This window comes from Cryobacterium algoritolerans, assembly GCF_004402785.1.
Lineage (GTDB): Bacteria > Actinomycetota > Actinomycetes > Actinomycetales > Microbacteriaceae > Cryobacterium > Cryobacterium algoritolerans.
Window position 1 is genome coordinate 47,124 of the sequence record NZ_SOFP01000013.1, and the last position, 20,495, is coordinate 67,618.

General features: G+C 58.9%; 17 protein-coding genes. 14 read left to right on the plus strand and 3 right to left on the minus strand.

The annotated features are described in order from the left end of the window. The 3 genes from rfbA to E3O19_RS03380 all read left to right on the plus strand — a co-directional run bounded on the left by rfbA (position 1) and on the right by E3O19_RS03380 (position 2,548). On the plus strand, positions 1-864 hold the full coding sequence (gene rfbA, locus E3O19_RS03370) for a glucose-1-phosphate thymidylyltransferase RfbA (RefSeq protein WP_134565241.1): 864 nt from the start codon (positions 1-3) through the stop codon (positions 862-864). Positions 865-1,676: 812 nt separating this feature from the next. Further along, positions 1,677-2,351, plus strand: coding sequence for a polysaccharide pyruvyl transferase family protein (locus tag E3O19_RS03375; RefSeq protein ID WP_277613004.1), 675 nt, complete (start codon positions 1,677-1,679; stop codon positions 2,349-2,351). Continuing rightward, complete coding sequence (locus E3O19_RS03380) at positions 2,348-2,548, plus strand: hypothetical protein (RefSeq protein ID WP_134565244.1); 201 nt, start codon at positions 2,348-2,350, stop codon at positions 2,546-2,548. The genes E3O19_RS03375 and E3O19_RS03380 overlap by 4 nt, the downstream gene beginning before the upstream one ends. Before the next feature lie 104 nt (positions 2,549-2,652). Here the strand turns inward: E3O19_RS03380 and E3O19_RS03385 are convergent, their stop codons facing one another. Then, complete coding sequence (locus tag E3O19_RS03385) at positions 2,653-3,540, minus strand: glycosyltransferase (RefSeq protein WP_166804441.1); 888 nt, start codon at positions 3,538-3,540, stop codon at positions 2,653-2,655. Between the two features lie 79 nt (positions 3,541-3,619). On the opposite strand from E3O19_RS03385, the gene E3O19_RS03390 reads away from it, so the two are divergent. The 11 genes from E3O19_RS03390 to E3O19_RS03440 all read left to right on the plus strand — a co-directional run bounded on the left by E3O19_RS03390 (position 3,620) and on the right by E3O19_RS03440 (position 18,310). Next, positions 3,620-4,447, plus strand: coding sequence for an ABC transporter permease (locus E3O19_RS03390; RefSeq protein ID WP_241981163.1), 828 nt, complete (start codon positions 3,620-3,622; stop codon positions 4,445-4,447). Then, complete coding sequence (locus E3O19_RS03395; RefSeq protein WP_134565249.1) at positions 4,444-5,190, plus strand: ABC transporter ATP-binding protein; 747 nt, start codon at positions 4,444-4,446, stop codon at positions 5,188-5,190. The genes E3O19_RS03390 and E3O19_RS03395 overlap by 4 nt, the downstream gene beginning before the upstream one ends. A 103-nt stretch (positions 5,191-5,293) precedes the next feature. Beyond that, positions 5,294-7,804 carry a glycosyltransferase gene (locus E3O19_RS03400; RefSeq protein ID WP_134565251.1) on the plus strand — a complete coding sequence of 837 codons (2,511 nt, stop codon included), beginning with the start codon at positions 5,294-5,296 and terminating at the stop codon, positions 7,802-7,804. A gap of 328 nt (positions 7,805-8,132) precedes the next feature. After that, the gene (locus E3O19_RS03405) at positions 8,133-9,761 is read left to right on the plus strand and encodes a glycosyltransferase family 2 protein (RefSeq protein WP_241981164.1); all 1,629 of its coding nucleotides are present in this window, start codon (positions 8,133-8,135) and stop codon (positions 9,759-9,761) included. Positions 9,762-9,862: 101 nt separating this feature from the next. Then, entirely contained in the window at positions 9,863-11,935 is a 2,073-nt protein-coding gene (locus E3O19_RS03410) for a hypothetical protein (RefSeq protein ID WP_134565253.1), read from the plus strand. Between the two features lie 124 nt (positions 11,936-12,059). Further along, entirely contained in the window at positions 12,060-13,139 is a 1,080-nt protein-coding gene (locus E3O19_RS03415) for a glycosyltransferase family 2 protein (protein WP_241981165.1), read from the plus strand. Then, positions 13,136-14,227 carry a UDP-N-acetylglucosamine 2-epimerase gene (locus E3O19_RS03420; RefSeq protein WP_134565255.1) on the plus strand — a complete coding sequence of 364 codons (1,092 nt, stop codon included), beginning with the start codon at positions 13,136-13,138 and terminating at the stop codon, positions 14,225-14,227. The genes E3O19_RS03415 and E3O19_RS03420 overlap by 4 nt, the downstream gene beginning before the upstream one ends. Positions 14,228-14,247: 20 nt before the next feature. After that, positions 14,248-15,498 (plus strand): lipopolysaccharide biosynthesis protein, encoded by a 1,251-nt coding sequence (locus E3O19_RS03425; protein ID WP_134565257.1) that lies wholly within the window; start codon positions 14,248-14,250, stop codon positions 15,496-15,498. Between the two features lie 40 nt (positions 15,499-15,538). Further along, complete coding sequence (locus E3O19_RS03430; RefSeq protein WP_134565259.1) at positions 15,539-16,267, plus strand: glycosyltransferase family 2 protein; 729 nt, start codon at positions 15,539-15,541, stop codon at positions 16,265-16,267. Between the two features lie 6 nt (positions 16,268-16,273). Beyond that, positions 16,274-16,651 carry a DUF2304 domain-containing protein gene (locus tag E3O19_RS03435; RefSeq protein ID WP_134565261.1) on the plus strand — a complete coding sequence of 126 codons (378 nt, stop codon included), beginning with the start codon at positions 16,274-16,276 and terminating at the stop codon, positions 16,649-16,651. A gap of 105 nt (positions 16,652-16,756) precedes the next feature. Then, entirely contained in the window at positions 16,757-18,310 is a 1,554-nt protein-coding gene (locus tag E3O19_RS03440; RefSeq protein WP_134565263.1) for a DUF2142 domain-containing protein, read from the plus strand. A 93-nt stretch (positions 18,311-18,403) separates the two neighbouring features. On the opposite strand, the gene E3O19_RS03445 is transcribed toward E3O19_RS03440, so the two are convergent. Continuing rightward, complete coding sequence (locus E3O19_RS03445) at positions 18,404-19,393, minus strand: Gfo/Idh/MocA family protein (protein ID WP_134565264.1); 990 nt, start codon at positions 19,391-19,393, stop codon at positions 18,404-18,406. 1 nt (position 19,394) lies between these two features. Continuing rightward, positions 19,395-20,495 (minus strand): DegT/DnrJ/EryC1/StrS family aminotransferase, encoded by a 1,101-nt coding sequence (locus E3O19_RS03450; protein ID WP_134565265.1) that lies wholly within the window; start codon positions 20,493-20,495, stop codon positions 19,395-19,397.

Below are 20,495 nucleotides of genomic sequence, written 5' to 3' on the forward strand. Positions count from 1 at the left end.
ATGCGCGGAATCATCCTCGCCGGCGGCTCGGGCACGCGCCTGTGGCCGATCACCAAGGGCATTTCCAAGCAGCTCATGCCGATCTACGACAAGCCGATGATCTACTACCCCCTATCTACGCTGATGATGGCGGGCATCAAGGAGGTCCTCGTCATCACGACTCCCGAGTACGACGATCAGTTCCGGGCGCTGCTGGGCGACGGATCGGACATCGGCATCCGGATAGAATACGCGGTGCAGCCGTCGCCGGACGGCCTGGCCCAGGCGTTCATCATCGGCGAGGACTTCATCGGCGACGACAGCGTCGCCCTCGTGCTTGGCGACAACATCTTCCACGGCGCCGGGCTGGGTTCCGCGCTCCGGGGCAACGCGGACCTCGTGGGAGCGCGCATCTTCGCCTACCACGTCAGCAATCCCAAGGCCTACGGCGTCGTCGAATTCGACGAGAACGGAACCGCCATCTCCATCGAGGAGAAGCCGGCCAAGCCCAAGAGCAACTACGCCGTTCCCGGTCTCTACTTCTACGACAACTCGGTCATCGAGATCGCCAAGTCGATCGAGCCGAGCGAGCGTGGAGAACTGGAGATCAGCACCGTAAACGAGCGGTACCTGGCCGACGGTAAACTGCAGGTGCAGGTTCTCGACCGCGGCACGGCCTGGCTGGACACCGGAACGTTCAAGTCGATGATGCAGGCGTCTGAGTACGTGCGCGTGATCGAGGACCGGCAGGGCTTCAAGGTCGGCTGCATCGAGGAGATCGCCTGGCGCGCGGGCTGGATCGACTCCAAGCAACTCGCCGTTCTTGCTGCCCCGTTGCAGAAGAGTGGCTACGGCAAATACCTGGCGGCGCTGGTCGCCTCCTAGCGACTTCCGTATATGTACTAGCACCCGTAAGGTCCCAGTTTCAGGAGGTGCCTGCCTTCGTTGAAGCTTTCCGCAATATGGGAAGACATGACCCACGAGCCAGTCGTGGTGGCGTTTGGATTTTTTGCTGCCAGACACCCGAATTCGGCCGCCGTCCGGCTTCTGATTGCCCGCTCCATGGCCAGGCAGGCCAGGGCGGACCGGCGGCGGGGCGCGGACCGTGAGTTATTGTCAGTGACGCGGTGGAATCGTCGCTAGTATTGAGTCACCATTCGGGGGGCGTGGGAGCGAAAGGATCACCCAGATTCTTGTCCCGTGCTACCCCGAAGGCCAGCGTGCTTCTCGTCGGCGCCTATGAGCGTGATAACTTCGGCGATCTGTTGTTCTACCAACTCACCAAGGACTACCTCGGCACGCGCAACAGCGCCGCTGGCTCCGTTATCGGAGCGGATATGACTTCTCTCCTTGGCACTCGCGTGTATCCGTACACTGATCTGCTCTCTGCTCTCTGCTCGGGCCTGGGATGCGGTCTGGGTCGTAGGCGGAGAGGTGGGTGGCGTGGACGTTGAGGGCGCCCTCACTATGTCCCTCGACGATGTTGAGGGACCAATATTCGATCAAGCGGGCGCTGCGGGGCGGAACGCCATCGCGCGGTACCTCTCCGGGGCACCGGCAGGTTTCCCCGCATATCTGCCGATTCTTGAAAAGTTCGCCCTCAACGCGACAACGCCTCTCGTGCTGAACTCGGTCGGCCTGGGGAACCTCAACCCGGAGGCCGTGACATCAAGTGCGGAAGCCGCCAGGGGTCGGCAATCCGGAGTGCCGTTGCGGTCATGGCTCGCGACGAATCCTCGCACAAGATGGCGACGACCATCGGGGCCGCGTCGGTCTTGTCTCCGGACATGGTCCACTCGATCAGTGTTCGGCATCCAGATCTCGCAGCTCCAACGCGAGGGTGCGAGCCCTACTTTCTATTCCAGGCGAACGCGCAATTGATCGCGCGGGTTGGAGAAGAGCGCATCGCACGATCCCTCGCAGTGATCGCGGCTGCGACCAAGTGGAGACCGGCATTCTTCGGCGCCGGCACGGCACGCCACCATGACCGTGCCGATCTGTATGACGGCATCACGGCCATACTCCGGGCCTTTGCGCCGACAGTTCGCCCCATGGGCATCACGACCCGCAACCCGATGAGCCTGGCTTCCTATATCGCCGGCTCGCAACTCTGGGTCGGTTCATCGCTGCATGGACGAATCATTGCCAGCTCCTTCGCGCTCCCGAGGGTCAGCTTGGAGAATCTCAAGGTCGCGAGCTACGCCGCCACCTGGGATCCCGACTTTCCTGTCAACGTCGCTTTTGACAGGCTGGCCGAGAGCGTCGCAGAGGCCGTCACTGCTGCCGGAAGCGCGAACAGCGCAGACGTGTCACGGCACATTGCGAGCGTCGCTGATGAGTCGACCGCGGCTCTCGTGAGGGATTTCCTATGAGTTCAGCAGACCTCGAAGGCATCCTTCAGTTTCAGCTGGACCGTCAGAGACGCACCATGCTTGAAGAAGTCGACTTGCATGAGAGGCGCTACCGGGGACTCTCTCTAGAGATTCTGCGCCTGACCGCACAGATCGCAGAGGAACAGGAGAGGACGCGTGATGCCCAGGCTGAGATCGATAACTTGCGAATAATGTAGGACAGACTGCAGGTGGTCAATGAGCGGATGCTGGCGAGCAGGTCGTGGCGGATCACAAAGCCGTTGAGAATGATCGTCGACCTGGCGAGACCGAAGGCTTGTTCCTAACGGGCGCGCCGTTCCTCGAGTTGCGCCCTGATCTCAAGCCCAATTCCGACAATGACGCGCACCGGCCACAGGATCGGTCCATGGTACTTTCTGAATAAAAACCTCTTGGCGCTGTCGTGATGTGCCCGTGCCATTCGGGCCGATTCCCCGCCTTGAGTGGAGTGGGCGCCTGTGTGCACGACGACCGCCGCAGGTTCGTAGACGTTGCGCAGCCCGCGTCTTCCGATGCGATAGCCCAGATCGACATCTTCGAAGTACATGAAGTACGTCTCGTCGAAGCCGTTCAGCTCGTCCAGCACGGACCTACGAACCATTAGGAACGCGCCGGAAAGCCATCCAGCGTCTCGACGCACGAGATTGGAGTTCGTCTCCTTGCGGTACAGCCGGGTCCAGGGATTTGTCGGCCAGATGTTGGCGAAGAGGGCGTGGCCGACACCGGAGCGAAGCGACGGGATGGTCCGGGCCGACGGATAGACCAGACCGTCGGAAGACAGAATACGGGGGCCGACGGAAGCGATTGCTAGATCGTGTCCAACCGCCTCAAGGAGGGTGTCAATTGTACCGCTATTGACAGTTACGTCCGGATTGCTCACCACCACCCACTCAATTTCGGGAGGCAGGCTCTTGACAACTTCATTAATCGCGTGGCCGTAGCCGCGATTGGAAGACATCGGCTGGTATAGCGCGCCCGCAGCGGCCGAGATGACCTCCACGGCGCTCACCCCCTTCGTCGCCTTATTGTCGGCGACGACGACGTGGAGCGGTACGGATGAGGCGCCCGGCAACGAGGACAGAAACGGCCCGAGTACAGCCTCCGAGCCGTAACTCACGGTCACAACTGCGACGTGGGCGGCGCCGGGCGGGGGAGTGAGTGGGATGGACATACGTCCCCTCATCATAGTTCTAGGCTAGATTTGTCTGCGGCCATCCCGACCGGCCAACCAGTGAGGCTACATGCGATACATGAATGAGGTTCTCGCGTCCCGAGAGCTCCTGGCCAATCTCACCCTGCGTGAGATCCGCGGCCAGTACAAGCGCACAATCTTTGGCCAACTCTGGTCTCTGGTGAACCCGCTCGCCACGATGTTGGTCTACACGATCGTGTTCGCGTTCATTCTTCGGGTCACGCCTCCTCCCGGCAACCCCAGCGGGCTGAACATCTTCGCCGTGTGGTTGCTGTGTGGACTCCTGCCGTGGGCATTCTTCGCGAATGTCGTACAGCAGGGCATGGGTTCGATAATTTCGAACGCCGGACTGGTCCAGAAGGTCTATTTCTCGCGCATAGTCTTACCGCTGTCGAAGGTCGGCTCGGTCGGGTACAACTGGCTCTTTGAAATGGGCGTGCTCGTTGTTGTGCTCGCACTCTGTGGCTCGTTCGTCTGGCCGTGGATCCCGATCGTGATCATTGTCATGGTGCTGTTGGCGATATTCGCCGCAGGTCTGTCGCTGATGCTCTCGGTCGCCAACGTGCACTTCCGGGACACACAGTACTTCGTCTCAATTCTGATGCAGATCTGGATGTACCTCACGCCGATCATCTACCCGATCAGCCTCGTCGAGGACCAATCCAAGGCACATGGCGGGCTGTTCGGAACCTCAATCACGATCCTTGACATTTACCGCTTGAATCCGCTCGAGCGGTTCGTCGCTGTCTTCCGCCAGTTGCTCTATGACAACACGTGGCCAAATCCACAAGACCTCCTGCTCTGTGCAATCTGGGCATTTGCCGCGTTGACTATCGGCCTTTGGGTATTCCGCAAGAGCGAGAAGGGGCTGGCCGAGGCGCTATGAGTGACATTGCTGTGCAGGTCGACCACGTTAGTAAGAAGTTCCGCCTGTACCACGAACGGAATCAGTCCATCAAGTCCGCGATCATGCGCGGTCGCCGATCGGTGCACGAAGACTTCTGGGCGCTCAAGGACGTGAGCTTCGAAGTGCCCACGGGGTCGACGTTTGGGCTCATCGGAAGCAACGGTTCAGGCAAGTCAACGCTTCTCAAATGCCTTGCGAAAATTTACTATCCGGAAAAGGGAACGATCTCGTATCAGGGAAGAATCGCTGCTCTCCTTGAGGTCGGATCCGGCTTTCACCCGGAGCTTTCAGGGCGCGAGAACGTATTCCTCAACGGATCCATTCTTGGCATGTCCAAAAAAGAGGTGACCGGCAAGTTCGACGAAATCGTCGATTTCTCGGGCGTCGAACAATTCATTGACCAGCCCGTTAAGAACTATTCCTCGGGCATGTACGTTCGGCTCGGTTTTGCCATCGCGATCAATGTCGACCCAGACGTCCTGGTCGTCGACGAGGTTCTCTCGGTTGGTGATGCAGAATTTCAGGAGAAATGCAGTCAGAAGTTTGTCGACTTCAAGGAAGCCGGCAAAACGGTCATCCTCGTCAGTCACTCCATGGAGTCTGTTCGCGAGATGTGTGACCATGCCGCGTGGCTTAGCCACGGCGAGTTGATCCAAGTCGGTAAAGCAGACACGACAATCGCGTCCTACCTCGAATCGCTTCATGGGGGTGCTCAACTCTAGAGGGAGACTATCCCGGGGGCGGAAACGCTTCCGTCCATGTTCTGCAGTCGGCTGGAGTGGCACGAGGTGCCAGTCTCCCCGCAAGAAATAGCGAGGTGTGCTTATGAAGAAACGACGTGCAGGTGTCGTATCGGTCGTTCTAGTCAACTTTCGAGGCGCTGAGGACACGGTCGAGTGTGTGCGAGGTCTGCTGGACCTGGACTGGCCGAACGATCTCCTCGAGATCGTCGTCGTTGAGAATGGTTCAGGCGACGACAGCCTCGCAAAGCTCCAGGAGATCCTGGACAGCGTCGTTCTGATCGAGTCCGATGAGAACCTCGGCTTCACCGGGGGTTGCAACCTCGGTGTCGCTAAATCGACAGGTGAGTTCGTCGCCTTCCTCAACAACGATGCCAAGCCGGACAAGGGATGGATCAAGGAAGCCATTGCCACGTTCGCGACTGGCGCCAGGATCGGGGCGGTTGCCAGCAAGGTTCTCGATTGGGAAGGCGAACGCGTCGACTATGTCGATGCATCCGTGACCTGGTACGGCATGGGGTACAAGCCCCATGCAGGCGAGACCGACCGCGGCGACTGGGATGTCGAGAAAGACGTCTTGTTTGGAACGGGAGCGGCGATGTTCATCCGTGCTTCCGTGTTCGAGGAGCTCGGCGGTTTCGATGACAGCTTCTTCATGTTCTATGACGATGTTGATCTGGGATGGCGACTAAACCTTCTCGGCTACCGCTTCAGATTCCAACCGAAATCCCTGGCTTTCCACAAGCACCACGCCTCGATGAACAAGTTCGGCAACTTCCGAGAGACTTACCTTCTCGAACGCAACGCGCTGTACACGCTGTACAAGAACCTCGATGACGAATCGCTTGCGCAAGTCTTTCCTGGCGCATTGCTTCTCGCGACGCGGCGCGCTGTGGCTCGCGGCGGCCTTGACTCCACTTCACTTGATATTCGCGTTCCTGGAAACGACGAGGAGTCCACGGCGCCGATCTCAAAACAGACGATGGCCGGGATCTACGCGATCGATCAGTTTGTCGAGCTGCTCCCCGAAATGGAGGTCGCACGACTTAGAGTGCAGGCCGCACGGACGGTTTCCGACCGGCAGCTCAAGCGCCTATTCGGAAAAACCGACGAACCGGCCTACCCCATCGAGAGCTACCTGCGCGGCTACGAGAAGATCGTGGACAACCTCGGACAGCTCAACGTCGAGGGTCGCCGCCATATTCTCGTAATCACCGGAGACCCCGTCGGATACCGGATGGCCGGCCCGGCCATCCGAGCATGGAATATTGCCAAGCTCCTGTCCGGCGAACACGACGTGCGGCTCGTCAGCATGTCTAAGGCCGTCGCGCTTGACGACGTGGTGGAGGTCGGCGTGATTTCGCATCATCACCCGAGTTCGGTTGATGTCCACGAGGAGTGGGCCGATGTCATCATCGTGCAGGGTCATGCCCTGGCGCTCTTCCCCAGCCTCGAGACGTCAAAGAAGATACTGGTGGTCGACGTGTACGACCCGCTTCACCTGGAGCAGCTCGAGCAAGGCCGAGGACAGAGCCTCAAGGTCTGGGACAAACAAGTCGCCGAAGCCACGGACGCACTCAACCACCAACTGCTGCTTGGAGACTTCTTCCTCTGTGCGAGTGAACGGCAGCGACACTTCTGGCTAGGGCAGCTTTCCGCACTCGGCCGAGTGAACCCCTACACGTACTCACGCGACAACGACCTGGATACGCTCATCGCAGTCGCACCCTTTGGTATTCCCGGGGAAGATCCAGTCCAGCGCAAACCCGCTATGAGGGGGGTCGTGCCTGGAATTGGCGTTGAAGACAAAGTCATTATCTGGGGCGGTGGCATCTACAACTGGTTCGACCCCAACACCCTCATCAAGGCCGTGGCGCAACTCGCTGTTACTCATCCCGATATTCGGCTGTTCTTCATGGGTGTCAAGCATCCAAATCCGGCTGTACCTGAGATGGAAGCAGTTTCCAATGCTCGTGCACTGGCTGATCAGCTGGACCTGACCGGTAAGCACGTCTTCTTCAACGAGGCTTGGGTGCCTTATGACGACCGGCAGGACTACCTCCTCGAGGCAGATCTCGGAGTCTCAACTCACTTCCAACACGTCGAAACCACGTTCTCTTTCCGAACCCGAATCCTGGACTACCTCTGGGCAGGACTACCTATCGTCACAACGGATGGCGACTCATTCGGGAGTCTGGTTGCTCAGGAATCGCTGGGGGCGTCAGTGCCTGAGCGCGATCAGAATGCACTCGCCGCGGCCATCGAAACCTTCCTCTATGACGATGAAGCCGTGCAGGCTGCCCGTGTAAATGTCAGTCGGGTGCGGCAATCGTTCACCTGGGAAAAAGCGCTTGCCCCGCTGGTTGAATTTTGCCGCGCGCCTCAGGCTGCAGCGGACAAACAGGTCGCCGCAAAGAGCAAACGTAAGCGCGGAAAGCAGAATTCAGCGGGGATAAGAAAACTCACACCCACCCGTCATACTGGCTTGCGACGAGACCTCGGTCGGGTGGCGTACTACCTTCAGCAGGGTGGCCCCGGCGCTGTGGTCGAACGCGTGCGGGCGCGACAAGAACGGAAGAAATCCGCGGAGGGGTGACGGTCTGAGGAGACCGCGTGCAGCCCGCAGACGTGCGCAAGCGACCGGACCGGTCGGTAGACTCCGAAGACGTGACGAAGAGCAATGAGGTTGACAAGATGAATGCCGAAGACACCGCGCGGCAAGTATGCAGCGACGCAGAGTGCGCCGAAATTCGCCACGAGCGAAACCTGCTTGTGGCAAGCCTTAGAGACTCGACTCATGCGCAGCTCATCAGTCGGGACATGGAGCTTGGCCTCCGCGCGGAACTGATGCAGGCCAAGATTGACATTGAGGATGCAAGGGCGCGAGGTGCCCACGATCTCGCAATGACACGACGATCGACGACGTGGCGAATTGGGCGTCTGATAATGAAACCGGTCGGCGCCGCAAAACGGGCTCTCCGACGTTTCAGGAAGTGAATGCCATGCATTCTCCATTGTTTTCGATCCTGACGCCGGTTTACGAGACACCGCTCGGCGTGCTCCAAGAAACTATTGACTCCGTCGTTGGACAGACTTTCATGGACTGGGAGTTGGTGTTTGTCGACGACTGTTCGCCCAATCCCGAGGTTCGCAATGTCCTTCGGAAAGCGGCTGCCCTTGACAATCGAATTCGTGTCCTGGAACGGGAATCCAACGGTGGCATTGTCGAGGCGTCCAATGACGCGATTGGTGCGGCTCGTGGTTCGTTCATTGCGCTTCTCGATCACGACGACCTGATCGCCCCTCAAGCCCTGCAACGCATGGCGGCGGCCGTTCGCAAGAATCCTGATGCTGACTACCTCTATTCGGATGAGGACAAGATCAGGGCCAATGGGAGCAAGTTCGATCAGTTCGACAAGCCGGACTGGTCGCCGGAACGCCTGCGTGGACAAATGTATACCGGGCACCTCTCGGTGCTCCGAACGGACCTTGTGCGCGCAGTGGGCGGCTTTCACGCCCAATTCGAGGGCTCCCAGGACCATGACCTTGTCCTTCGCGTGGCTGAACATGCGCGGCAGATTGTGCACATCCCTGAAGTGCTCTACCACTGGCGGGTAATCGAAGGCTCGACGGCGGAGACCGCTGACAATAAACCGTATGCGTGGGATGCCGGCGTGCGTGCGGTGAACGCTCACCTGGAGCGTGTCGGCATCGTCGGCACTGCGTTCCGTGGCCCGGTTCCGGGTACATATCGCGTCAAGAGGGAACCAGAGCTTGACCGTTCGGTGAGCATCATCATCCCGACCCGCGGCACGGCCGGTGAGGTCTGGGGCGGACAACGAGTGTTTCTGATCGACGCAGTGCGTTCGATCCTCGCCACGACGCGGCACCGTGACGTTGAGGTTGTAGTCGTGTATGACGCGGATACTCCGGAGGAGGTCTTGGCGGCGCTTACAGAACTTGTCGGTGACCGGCTGACGCTCGTTCCTTTCGTCGGCCCGTTCAACTTCAGCCGTAAATGCAACGAAGGCTATCTTTCGGCACGCGGTGAAGTGCTCCTCTTCCTCAACGACGATATTGAGGTCATCAGCGACGAAGTGATCGGCCAGATGCTGGCGCCGCTGAACGAACCAGGGGTCGGGATGACGGGGGCCATGCTCTACTTCGAGGATGGAGTCATTCAACACGCTGGCCACTTGCATCACATGGGCCAGTTCACGCACGCCTACCTCGGTGCGCCAAAGGGAACCTATGGGGATTTCTCGTCTCTGCTGATCAACCGAGAAGCATCCGGGTTGACGGCGGCATGTATCGCGATGCCAACATCCGTATTCGAGGATGTCGGAGGCTTCTCTGAGATCTTCCCAGGCAACTTCAACGACGTAGACCTGTCGAAGAAGGTGACTCAGGCCGGATACCGACTTGTCTGGCTTGCGGGAGTTGAATTGTTCCACTTCGAATCACGGTCACGCAACCCATTGGTGCATGCGTACGAAGAGAAGCAGATCATCGACCGTTGGGCGGGCCCACAGCGCGACCCGTATCTCGCGTAGATCTGCGATTATCTTCGTGTCGAGGGTGCCATTTCTATGAGTTCACCGTAGTCTCATCACGGGCTGTGTCTGGGATACATGGCAGTTATCGGAGACATAGAATGATCGCCAAAGCTTTTCGCGTGCTGGCCGCGGTCGTGGTTGCCAGCCTCATTAGTGTTCTGCTGGTAACGGCGCCCCAGCGCGCCGATGCCTTGAGCGGTTCGCAGTTCGATCCCGGTTACATCATTTCCGACTCGAACTTCTACACCAGAGACGCCATGTCGCAGGATCAGATCCAGGCGTTTTTGAATGCCCAGATCGGCACCTGCCGGAATTCGCTCTGCCTGAACGTCCTGAGGGTCGACACTCCCACGACAACGCTGAGCTTCGGTACCTGTGCCACCTATCCGGGTGAAGCGAACGAGTCGGCCGCGAGGATCATCTTCAAGGTGCAGCAAGCATGCGCCATCAGTGCCAAGGTGCTGCTGGTAACCCTTCAGAAGGAACAGGGGCTGGTTACCGACAGCGCGCCATTGGCTTCGGAACTCCGCAATGCTCTCGGGCAGGGTTGCCCGGACACCGCGCCCTGCGACTCGACCTATTACGGCTTCTTCAACCAGGTGTATTCGGCCGCTCGGCAATTTGCCTGGTACGGCAATCCACAGGGATCTCACACTTCCATCCGAGTCGGAAACTATAACAACGTCCTGTTCTCGCCGAATGCCTGTGGGTCATCGAGCGTTTTGATTAAGAATGGTGCGACGGCTGCCCTGTATTACTACACGCCCTACCAGCCCAACGCCGCAGCGCTGGCAAATCTCGGTGGCACTGGCGACGCTTGCTCGTCGTACGGAAACCGCAACTTCTGGGTCTACTACACCAATTGGTTCGGCTCACCGACAGGCACTGGCAATCCGTTCGGTGTTGTTGAAGGCCGTGCCGGAGGAATTGGTGGCGTACGAATCGGAGGATGGGCAATTGACCCAGACACGAGCGAGTCGATTGAAGTGCACGTCTACGTCGATGGCGTCGGAACTCGGACAGTGGCGAACGCGACGCGAACCGACGTCGGTCGCGCCTATCCAGGCGCCGGGGACGCCCACGGGTTCAACGCGACCATCCCCGTGTCCTCGAGCGGAAACCACACGGTATGCGTTTATGCGATCAACGCCGGTCGTGGCTCGAATGTCCTGCTTGACTGCATGAATATCGTTGCCCAAGGTGGCTCGCCGGCGGGTGTGCTTGAGGGGGTGTCCACGTCGGATGGCGCAGTTCAGGTCAGCGGATGGGCGATCGACCCGGACACCGCAAGTTCCATCCCAGTGCACGTCTACGTGGATTCGGTCGGGACTGCCGTAGTCGCGTCCGGTTCGCGACCCGATGTAGGCGTGTCAAACCCTGGATACGGCGATCTACACGGTTTCGCGGCAAACCTGCCGGCTGGGCCCGGGAAGCACTCGATCTGCGCCTACGCCATCAACACCGGGGGAGGAGTGAACGCTCTACTCGGGTGCTCCACCGTCACCGTATTTGGAGAACAGGGTCGTGCGCCGTTTGGGGTGTTGGAGGGTGTCCGTGGTGTGACGGGTGGTATCGAGATGTCGGGTTGGGCGATTGACCCTGATACGGCGTCGTCGATTGCCGTTCATCTTTATGTTGATGGTGCGAGTGCGGCCTATCGGGCGGACAAGTCTCGGACGGATGTCGGCGCTGCCTATCCCGGTTACGGTGACAACCACGGGTATGCGGAGACGGTCGTCGCAACTCCTGGTTCTCACCAGGTTTGTGCGTACGGGATCAACGCTGGACCCGGCGTGCATACACTTTTGGGCTGTTCCACGGTGACTGTGCCTGGGGCGTCAGGGATCGTCGAGAAGGGTCGTGCGCCGTTTGGGGTGTTGGAGGGTGCCCGTGGTGTGACCGGTGGTATCGAGATGTCGGGTTGGGCGATTGACCCTGACACGGCGGCGCCGGTTGCCGTTCATCTCTATGTCGATAGTGCGGGCGCGGCCTATCTTGCGGATAAGTCTCGGGTGGATGTCGGCGGCGCGTATCCTGGGTATGGAGACAACCACGGATTCGCCGAACTCGTCCCAGCGAGCCCCGGTGCACACAGAGTATGTGCGTACGGGATCAACTCCGGTCCGGGCGTGAATACCCTGTTGGGCTGCTCTACCGTTTCGGTCCCGTAACCGGAACCGCGAATCGAATTGCCGACCTGATGGGGTCGCGCGGCCGCGGCAGAAACCAAATGGACTCAATCGAATCGTTAGAGTGATACATGCAGTGACGGAGTGGAATAGCTTGGAGTGATGTGTGCCTGACCTGAATGATCGAGATGATCGGGTGGCACTGTCGATTGTGATTCCCAGTTACAATTCTGCGGCATGGCTGCCCTCGACCCTCCGCGAACTGGATCGATCGATCCAGCGCTCGAACTTGGATGTAGAAGTCATCGTCGTCGACGACGGATCGACCGACGACACTCTGAGTGTGCTAGAGGCGGCCAGGTCCGGCTTTCCGTACCCGCTCCGTGTCCTGAAGCAGGAAAACAAGGGGCGATTCTTGGCCCGATGGGCAGGCGTCGGCGCGGCCCGCTATGAGTGGGTATTCATCTTGGACTCGCGAGTCCTCGTGCATGAGGGGGCTCTCGAGTATCTCGGGTCTGCGCTCCCATCGGACACGGTAGTCGAGGCCTGGAACGGGCATGTCATCACCGATCCGACGGCACCGCTCGTGGGAAGATTCTGGGAGGTGCCCACATTCATGTTTTGGGCAAGTTACCTCGGCAATCCCCGCCCGATGCTGATCACACCGGAGAATTTCGATAGGATTCCAAAAGGGACGGGTTGCTTCGTCGTTCGAAAGAAGCTCTACGTTGATGCCTGTTTGGCGGCTTGGCCGACCGAGAACGCCCACCTTGTTTCTGACGACACCAAAATACTCCGCTATATCGTCGGGAAAGCGCCGATTCGAATAGACCCTGGTTTCTCCGCAACCTACCGCCCCAGATTGACCTACAAGGCCTTCCTCACCCACAGCCGGATGCGAGGCACGCTCTTTGTTGACAGTTACGCTGGCACAAGCGTTACCCGAGACATCGTTCTTATCCTTCTGGTGGCCCTCCCGCCGTTGTTGGCTAGTGCAATGCTCATGTTGGTCATCCTGAACCTTTGGGCGACCTTGATTTTGGTGGTTGGTGCTGCATCGGTCTGTCTGCTTGTCCCGCCGGCAATCGCATCTGTTCGCGGTTGTCCCAGAAGGGCCAGCCTTTCTTATCTGCTCTTCGTAGTCCCTTTCGGTGTCACGTTTTGGGCAGGTCTCCTGAGAGGCCTCGCTGTGCACCGAAAGTCTTTTCAGTTTCGCAAGCAATCCACAAATGGGGCACAACCTTGATCATCTTCATATATGGCACAACCGCGGAGGCAATCAAGATTGCTCCAATCGCTCGTCGGCTTGCAGAGCGAGGAATCGCCTATCAGCAGTGGCTCACCCTTCAACACACGACAGCGCTCCTGCAAGTCCTGCCGACACTCGGATTGGAGGAGCCCGATCTTCTCATCGCGAACGGGAACAACGGTGAGCCTCTGAGAAGTTCTAAGGACGTCATTCGCTGGCTATTCCAGATCTGGAAGTGGTTGCGCAAAAACGCCAAGTCGCTGCGGAGTACATTGCCGTCAGATACGGTCATTGTGGTCCATGGCGATACACTCACGACGGTCGTCGGGGCCTACATCGCCAAGCGTCTCAAAGTCGATTGCGCACACGTGGAGGCTGGGTTGAGATCGGGCAATTGGCGGCACCCGTTTCCGGAGGAGTTGGACCGCAGGATCGTCGGCACCATGGCCACGATCCATTACACGCCTTCGCTCGAATCGACGGAGAATCTCAGCTCAAAGCCCAACGTCGTGTTCACCCATGGGAACACAGTGATTGACGCGGTACTGGACCAGGGTGACTTCATTTCAGAGGAGTCGGAGAAATTCGGAGTCGTTTTGTTGCATCGATTCGAATTGATATCCAATCAGCAATTGCTTGAGCAAACGATCTCGACTCTCGCAACTGAGAGTCCGTACCCCATCAAACTCATGGTGGACGCGTACTCTGAGCACGCACTCACCGGAGCAGTTGCCAAGTTCGGCCTAGGTACGTTGACCGCCCAGCCCAAACTGCGACACCAGGAGTTCATCGGTATGATCCGGAGAGCTCAGTTCATCGTCACCGACTCAGGCGGGATACAAGCCGAGGCTGCCTTGATCGGAGTCCCGACTCTCATCCATCGAAAGACCACCGAGCAGGCCGAAGGCTTGGGAAGAAACATCGTGCTTTCCGAGTGGAAGACGGAGAGACTCACCGAATTCCTAAAGAACTCCGAAGGCTTCCGGAAGCATCTTCAACGGCCTGCGCACTCCCCTTCTGACGTCATCGTGGACGATCTCATTGCACGTGGCTACGCGGAGAACGGAGCCGAGCGGAAACGGTGATCGGTACCCAAAGGTTCAACATGACGGGAAAGAAACTCGGCGGTCTCGCCTCACAGCATGGCAAGGCGATCCTTGAAATCGGCGTAGTCAGTGTCGCTGGCATCCTCGCGTCCGCGGGCTTTCAAGTGCTGGCAATCCGCGGCTTGGGGCCGCAAGGGTACGGGTTGCTTGCCTCGTTCTTGGCGCTCATCAACGTGGCAGCCATCGGGAGTTCAGCGCTGAGGAATTCGGTAGCTGTCATAACGGCCCAAAGTGGCTTGACGCAGGACCGTCCTGGTTCGCGTCGGCGTTGGCTGGACAGCTCTCTTGTAGAGGCGCTTGTACTCGGGACCGTCTGTACGGCGGGGATTCTGGTCGTTTCGCTCTTGCTCGCGAGCTCGCTGGACACGAACGTACCGGCGCTCATCGTGACAGCGAGTGTGATCATTCCGTACTTCCTGTTCTCCCGCGCACAGGGACTCCTGCAGGGCGCCGGAGATTCGCGCTCCGTGGTCTGGTGGTCGACCGGTGCGCAGATCATGCAGCTGTTGCTGAGCCTCGTAGCCCTCGCGCTTGGTTTCGGTGCGATAGGAATCTTGGCTGTCCTTCTGGCTACGGCCCTTCTGGGCACGGCTGGATCGACGTACCAGGCCCGACACCACTCTTTGCGTTCGCATAAGAAGCCCTTTTCGGTCGACAGTTCCGTTGTGTTGCTGCTCACGATCGCGCTGGCCTGGCTGACAAATGTCGATGTCATTCTCGTGCGGGCTGGGGCTTCTGGCGAAGTCGCGGGTGCTTATGCTGCTGCCGCTGTACTCGTCAAAACGATTCTGATCGTTCCTGCGACTCTCTCCCTGTACCTTCTGCCCCGGTTCGTCACGCGCCGAAAAGACTCCTCGATGACAAAGTTCGGAGTAAATGTGACGCTTGCGATCACAGGCGCGAGCGGACTCGCGATGTTTCTCATCGTCTGGCTGTTCGGTGGCGTGATTGTTCCCGTGCTCTTTGGTGCTGGATATGAAGTCAGCATCCAGGTCCTGCCATGGCTCGCACTCGCTTGGCTCCCATGGGCCATGGTGGGTGGAATCCTCATTCGTCTGACGGCGTCGAGTTCGAAGTTCGGGCTCTCCATCTTGCTTTGCGCAGCTCTCATCCAATGGGTCGGAGCAGTGGCACTTCTTCCGGATGTCATGGCAATGATCGCGATGAATGGCTGCCTCGGGCTTTTCGTCTTCATCGGTCTCTTCGCCATCCATCTCGTGTCTGCTCGATCGGGTGGCCCTGCCGAGTAGGCGGAGTTCCGTCTCGGAGTCCATTGTTAGAATGTCACCTATGAACTCCCGTATTGAACGAACGCTCATTGTCATGCCTGCGTTCAATGAAGCGGAATCCGTAGGAGACGTCATTCGTGAAGTGCATTCGAAGATCCCGGGCGCACAATGCCTTGTGGTCGACGATGGATCGGGCGATGACACGACTTCCGTAGCTCGAGCAGCCGGCGCTGAAGTGGCAGTGTTGCCCTTCAATCTCGGAGTCGGGGGAGCCATGCGCCTGGGGTTCAAATACGCCCTCGAGCGCGGCTTTGACAACGTGGTGCAGATCGATTCAGACGGTCAGCATGATCCGGGCAACGTTCCGAATCTGATCGCTCAGCTTGAGAAGGCGGACTTGGTGATTGGTGCGCGATTCGCGGGCGAAGGCGAGTACGCGGTCCACGGCCTCCGGAAAGCGGCAATGCGCCTACTTGCAACGATCTTGAGCCGCACGGCGGGAACGGCACTGACCGACACGACGTCCGGTTTCAAGGCCTGTGGCCCGCGGGCGGTCAAGCTGTTCGCAGAACACTACCCAGCCGAGTACCTGGGCGACACTATCGAGGCACTCGTCATTGCATCCCGCGCGGGATGTGTGATCGTACAAGTGCCCGTTTCCATGCGCCCCCGGGCCGGGGGCAAACCGTCCCACAATCCGTTTGAGGCGGCAACATATCTGGGTCGAGCCTTTCTTGCACTCGGCTTCGCGCTTGTGCGACCGGCATCGACTCTCGCAACGAAGGCCTGACGCAACATGAGTTTGACTTCCTACATATTTGGAATCCTTGCGGCGTTGTCCACGCTCGTCGTAGTCATCGAGATGCTCCGTCGACGACGGCTTCGTGAACGCCACGCGATTTGGTGGCTGATCGCGGGATCGCTCGCCCTCATCGTCGGGGTGTTTCCGGATGCGCTTGTTTGGAGCGCAAGAATTGTGGGGGTTGAAATCCCAACGAACCTCGTGTTCTTCGTGAGCATTGCCGTCCTGGTGCTGGTTTGCCTACAACACAGTGCCGAGCTCACGGACCTGGAAAACGAGACTCGGACGCTTGCAGAGATGTCGGCCCTCCAGGATCTTCGAATCCGACAACTGGAGGCGACTCTGCCGACACCGAGCGACACCAGCTCCTAGACGATCCGTGGCGCCGAGGCCACATGTGGAACGAGTCTGCGGCATGCATCTACGCCTTCCGACGACGAACTAGAGTGGGACGGGCCGCAAGTTGATGCGGCCTTCGTGCACATCGCTGCATCCTTGATGGGGAGATTTACAATGGCACGTCGAATACCCGCCAAGCTGATCGCAACGGCATTCGTGCCGATCATGCTGTTCGTGGCATTGGTGAGTTGGGCCCTTGCGTCCCCCATTGGGGCCAGTCCTGATGAGGACTATCACCTGGCGAGCATTTGGTGCGGAGGGGGAATCAAAGAAGGTCTCTGCGAAGCCGGCAAGTCTGCCGAATCGAGGCGAGTGCCTGCGATTCTCCTGGATTCGTCGAGGTGCTTTGCCTTCAAGCCCGAGCAGAGCGCCTCCTGCCCCCAGCAGCCGTCAAATGTGTTGGTGAACACTGTCCGCGGTAACTTCGATGGAGGGTATCCACCGCTTTTCTACGCGACCATGAGCGTCTTTGCGAGTGACAATGTCTCCGCGTCGATTGTCATGATGAGGGTATTCAATGCCTTCCTTTTCGTGTCGGTGACGACCGCCCTGTTTCTTCTACTTCCGCGTTCTCGCCGGGGACCACTTCTTTGGGGTGCGGCCGTGACACTTGTGCCATTGGGGATGTTTCTCATTCCTAGTGTCAATCCCAGCAGTTGGTCCGTCATTTCTGCCGTGACACTCTGGATTTCATTGGTTGCATTCTTCCGGGAAGGAGACGGTCAGCGAAAGACCGCGTTTGGCGTGATTGCCTTCCTGATGACCCTGGTGGGAGCTGGCTCGCGAGGGGACTCGGCGGTCTACAGCGTTCTTGCCATGGTTGTGGCACTCGTTCTGACCTTCACGCGATCTCGTCGTTACGCGGTTCATGCACTGCTACCCGTCGCGTTGGCAGCAATCTGTGTCTTCTTCTTCTTCATCGCCGGCCAGTCATCGGTCGTGAACCCGGACGCGTTCAGCGGCGCGTCGGAGGGGAGCCTATCCACCCTCATCCAGACGAACCTGGCGATGCTGCCGCAGCTGTGGGCTGGCGCCTTGGGATATGCAGGCTTGGGCTGGTTGGATACCGGACTCCCAGGAATCGTCTGGGTTTCTGTACTCGTCGTGTTCGCCGCATTCCTCTTCTGGGGACTTCAGAAACTGGAACCCAGAAAGGCCGTTGCTCTTTCGATCGTCTTCACGAGCGTTGTCGTTGTTCCGATGTACATACTCGTTCACGACAAAGTCCTCGTCGGGGCCGGCGTGCAGCCTCGCTACATCTACCCGCTGATCATCATGTTGGCCGGTATCGCGCTAATCCAGCTGCAGCGAGATGACTTGCTGCTGTCCAGAGCGCAACTGGGTATTTCCGCCGTCATGCTTACAATCGCAAACGCAGATGCACTTCATGTGAATATCCGCCGGTATGTCACCGGAACTGACGTCGTGGGCGCCAATCTCAGCACAGCGGTCGAATGGTGGTGGAACATTCCCGTTTCTCCGACTTGGGTGTGGCTCCTGGGCTCAGCGGCGTTCGGGGCCGCTCTCCTCGGTGCAGTTGCATATTCTACGTCTCAGAGGAATGACCGTGTCAAGGATGACGTGTGGAACACTTTGCCCACCCTTTCTGGCCGGAGCGCACTATTACCTTAAAGTGACGCGCCCGCCGAAGTAGCCGGCGGGCGCGACGAGAAGTGCACCTCAGTTCGCTTCCAGCGTGGTGAAGGCCCCGCTATCACCGGGTCATCAGTGTGCTGCAGCGGTAGCCAGATGCGAGTCCGGACGCCGCGAAATGACCTCTTCGATCACGCGGTGCGGCGGGAGGATGGACTCGCGTTCAACGGCCGCATCTGCCGTTCCAGCCACAAGGGCCAAGAAATGCTCGAACTGTGCGGTGAGGGGTTCCTGACTCGTGGCCAGTTCGGGAATTTCAATCACTGTCTGTTGTTTGTAGCCGCGGCCCTCTCCATCCGCCGAGTTCTCAGAAATATGATGATAGACGGTGATATCGCGCCGGAGAAGGTCGAGCTCAATGAGCCTATCGTCCTCGTAGATGGAAAGCTGACGGATCTTTCGCTGGCCCAACCGGCTCGCGGAAATCTGAGCAATCCCGCCTCCCTCGAATTCAAGGAGTGTCTCGGCGACATCTTCAGCTCCAGGTTCTGAACTTGAATTGAAGAACCCCAACCGGGCATCGACGTGCACGGGGTCGGTGTTCATGAGCAAGATCGCTAGGTCGACGTCGTGAACAAGCAAGTCCCACGCCACACCCGTCTTTATCCTCTGCGCGTATGGTGAGTGACGAGTCGAGGTTATGTGAATAGGGGAACCGAGGAGAGTCCGAGCGGTCACCACTGCGGGATTGAACCGCTCGAGAAGACCGCACATGAAGGGGAGATTGCGGATTTCCGCTTCGTCCAGAATCTCTCGCGTGCGCAGGAGGCTGTCCGCCACAGGCTTTTCTATGAGGAGAGGGCGATTCTGAGAGAGCACTTGCATGGCGAGGGGGTAGTGGGCTTCCGTGGCGGCCGCAACGACGACCGCGTCGATCCCAGTGAGCTCCGGAAGTTCAGGGAGCCAGGTTGCGTCATAGCGGGCAGCCACCGCTCGGCCAACATCCTCGCGTGGGTCGATGAGATACGTGAGGTCGGCGCGATCGGACTGCGCTATCACCCTCGCGTGGTGACTGCCCATGCTTCCAGCGCCGACCAAGGCCACTCGTGTTCTAGCGGTCATTTCAAGCACCTACCACGGCACGCACGGCCGACACGATCTCGGTGATATCAGCATCCGAAAGTGCTGTGTGGACCGGAAGCGAAACCACTTCCCGAACGATTTGCGCAGCAACTGGCACCTCGCTCTGCTTCACACGAGTGTGTGATCGGAAGGCGTCATAGTCAAAGACGAGTTTCGGGTAGTAAACGCCGGAGCCCACGCCACGTTCGGCAAGCCCCTGAACAAACTCGTCGCGTCCGACGTGCGCATCCTCGGTAACGCGGATAGTGAACTGGTGCCACACGTGCTCGCGTTGGTCAAGTTGGCGGGGCGTAATGATTCCCGGAATGTCTGCGAGGCCCTCGATGAGTCGTTCCGCATTGTGCTGCCGCGCTTTCACGATCGTCGCATAGCGCTCCAACTGGGGTATTCCCAGCGCTGCCTGGAGGTCAGTCAGCCGATAGTTGTTGCCGGCCATCTCGTAGGCGTAACGAGCACGCATGCCTTGGTTGCGGAGAACGCGAAGCCGGTCGGCAAGGACAGCGTCATTGGTGGTGATCATTCCGCCTTCACCCGTGGTGATGTTCTTCGTGGCGTAAAACGAGAAAGTACCGAGGCCATAGCTGCCGGCGTAGCGACCTCTGTAGGTCGCACCATGCGACTGAGCTGCGTCTTCGACAATGCGCAAGTCATTATCTGCAGCGAGAGTCTCAAGGGGGCCCATATCCGCCATCTGCCCGTACAGGTGCACGGGGAGGAGGACTTTGGTTCTATCTGTGATCCGTGCCGCCACCGATGCGGAGTCGACATTGAAATCATCAGCATGGATGTCGGCGAAAGTGGCTGTCGCGCCAGTCTGAAGTATCGCGTTCAGCGTTGCAACGAAAGTGAAGGGTGATGTGATTACTTCATCACCGGGCTGAAGATCGAGCACCTGGAGAGCGGCGACCAATGCAGTCGTCCCGTTGTTGACGGCAACCGCGTGGGACACGCCAAAGAGTTCCGCGAAGCGATTCTCAAACTGCGCAACCTTCGGACCTTGCGCGATAGATCCAGATCTCAAGACTTCCAAGACCAGGTCTTCTTCTGCTTTTCCGAAATGGACGGTGGTGATGGGAATCAT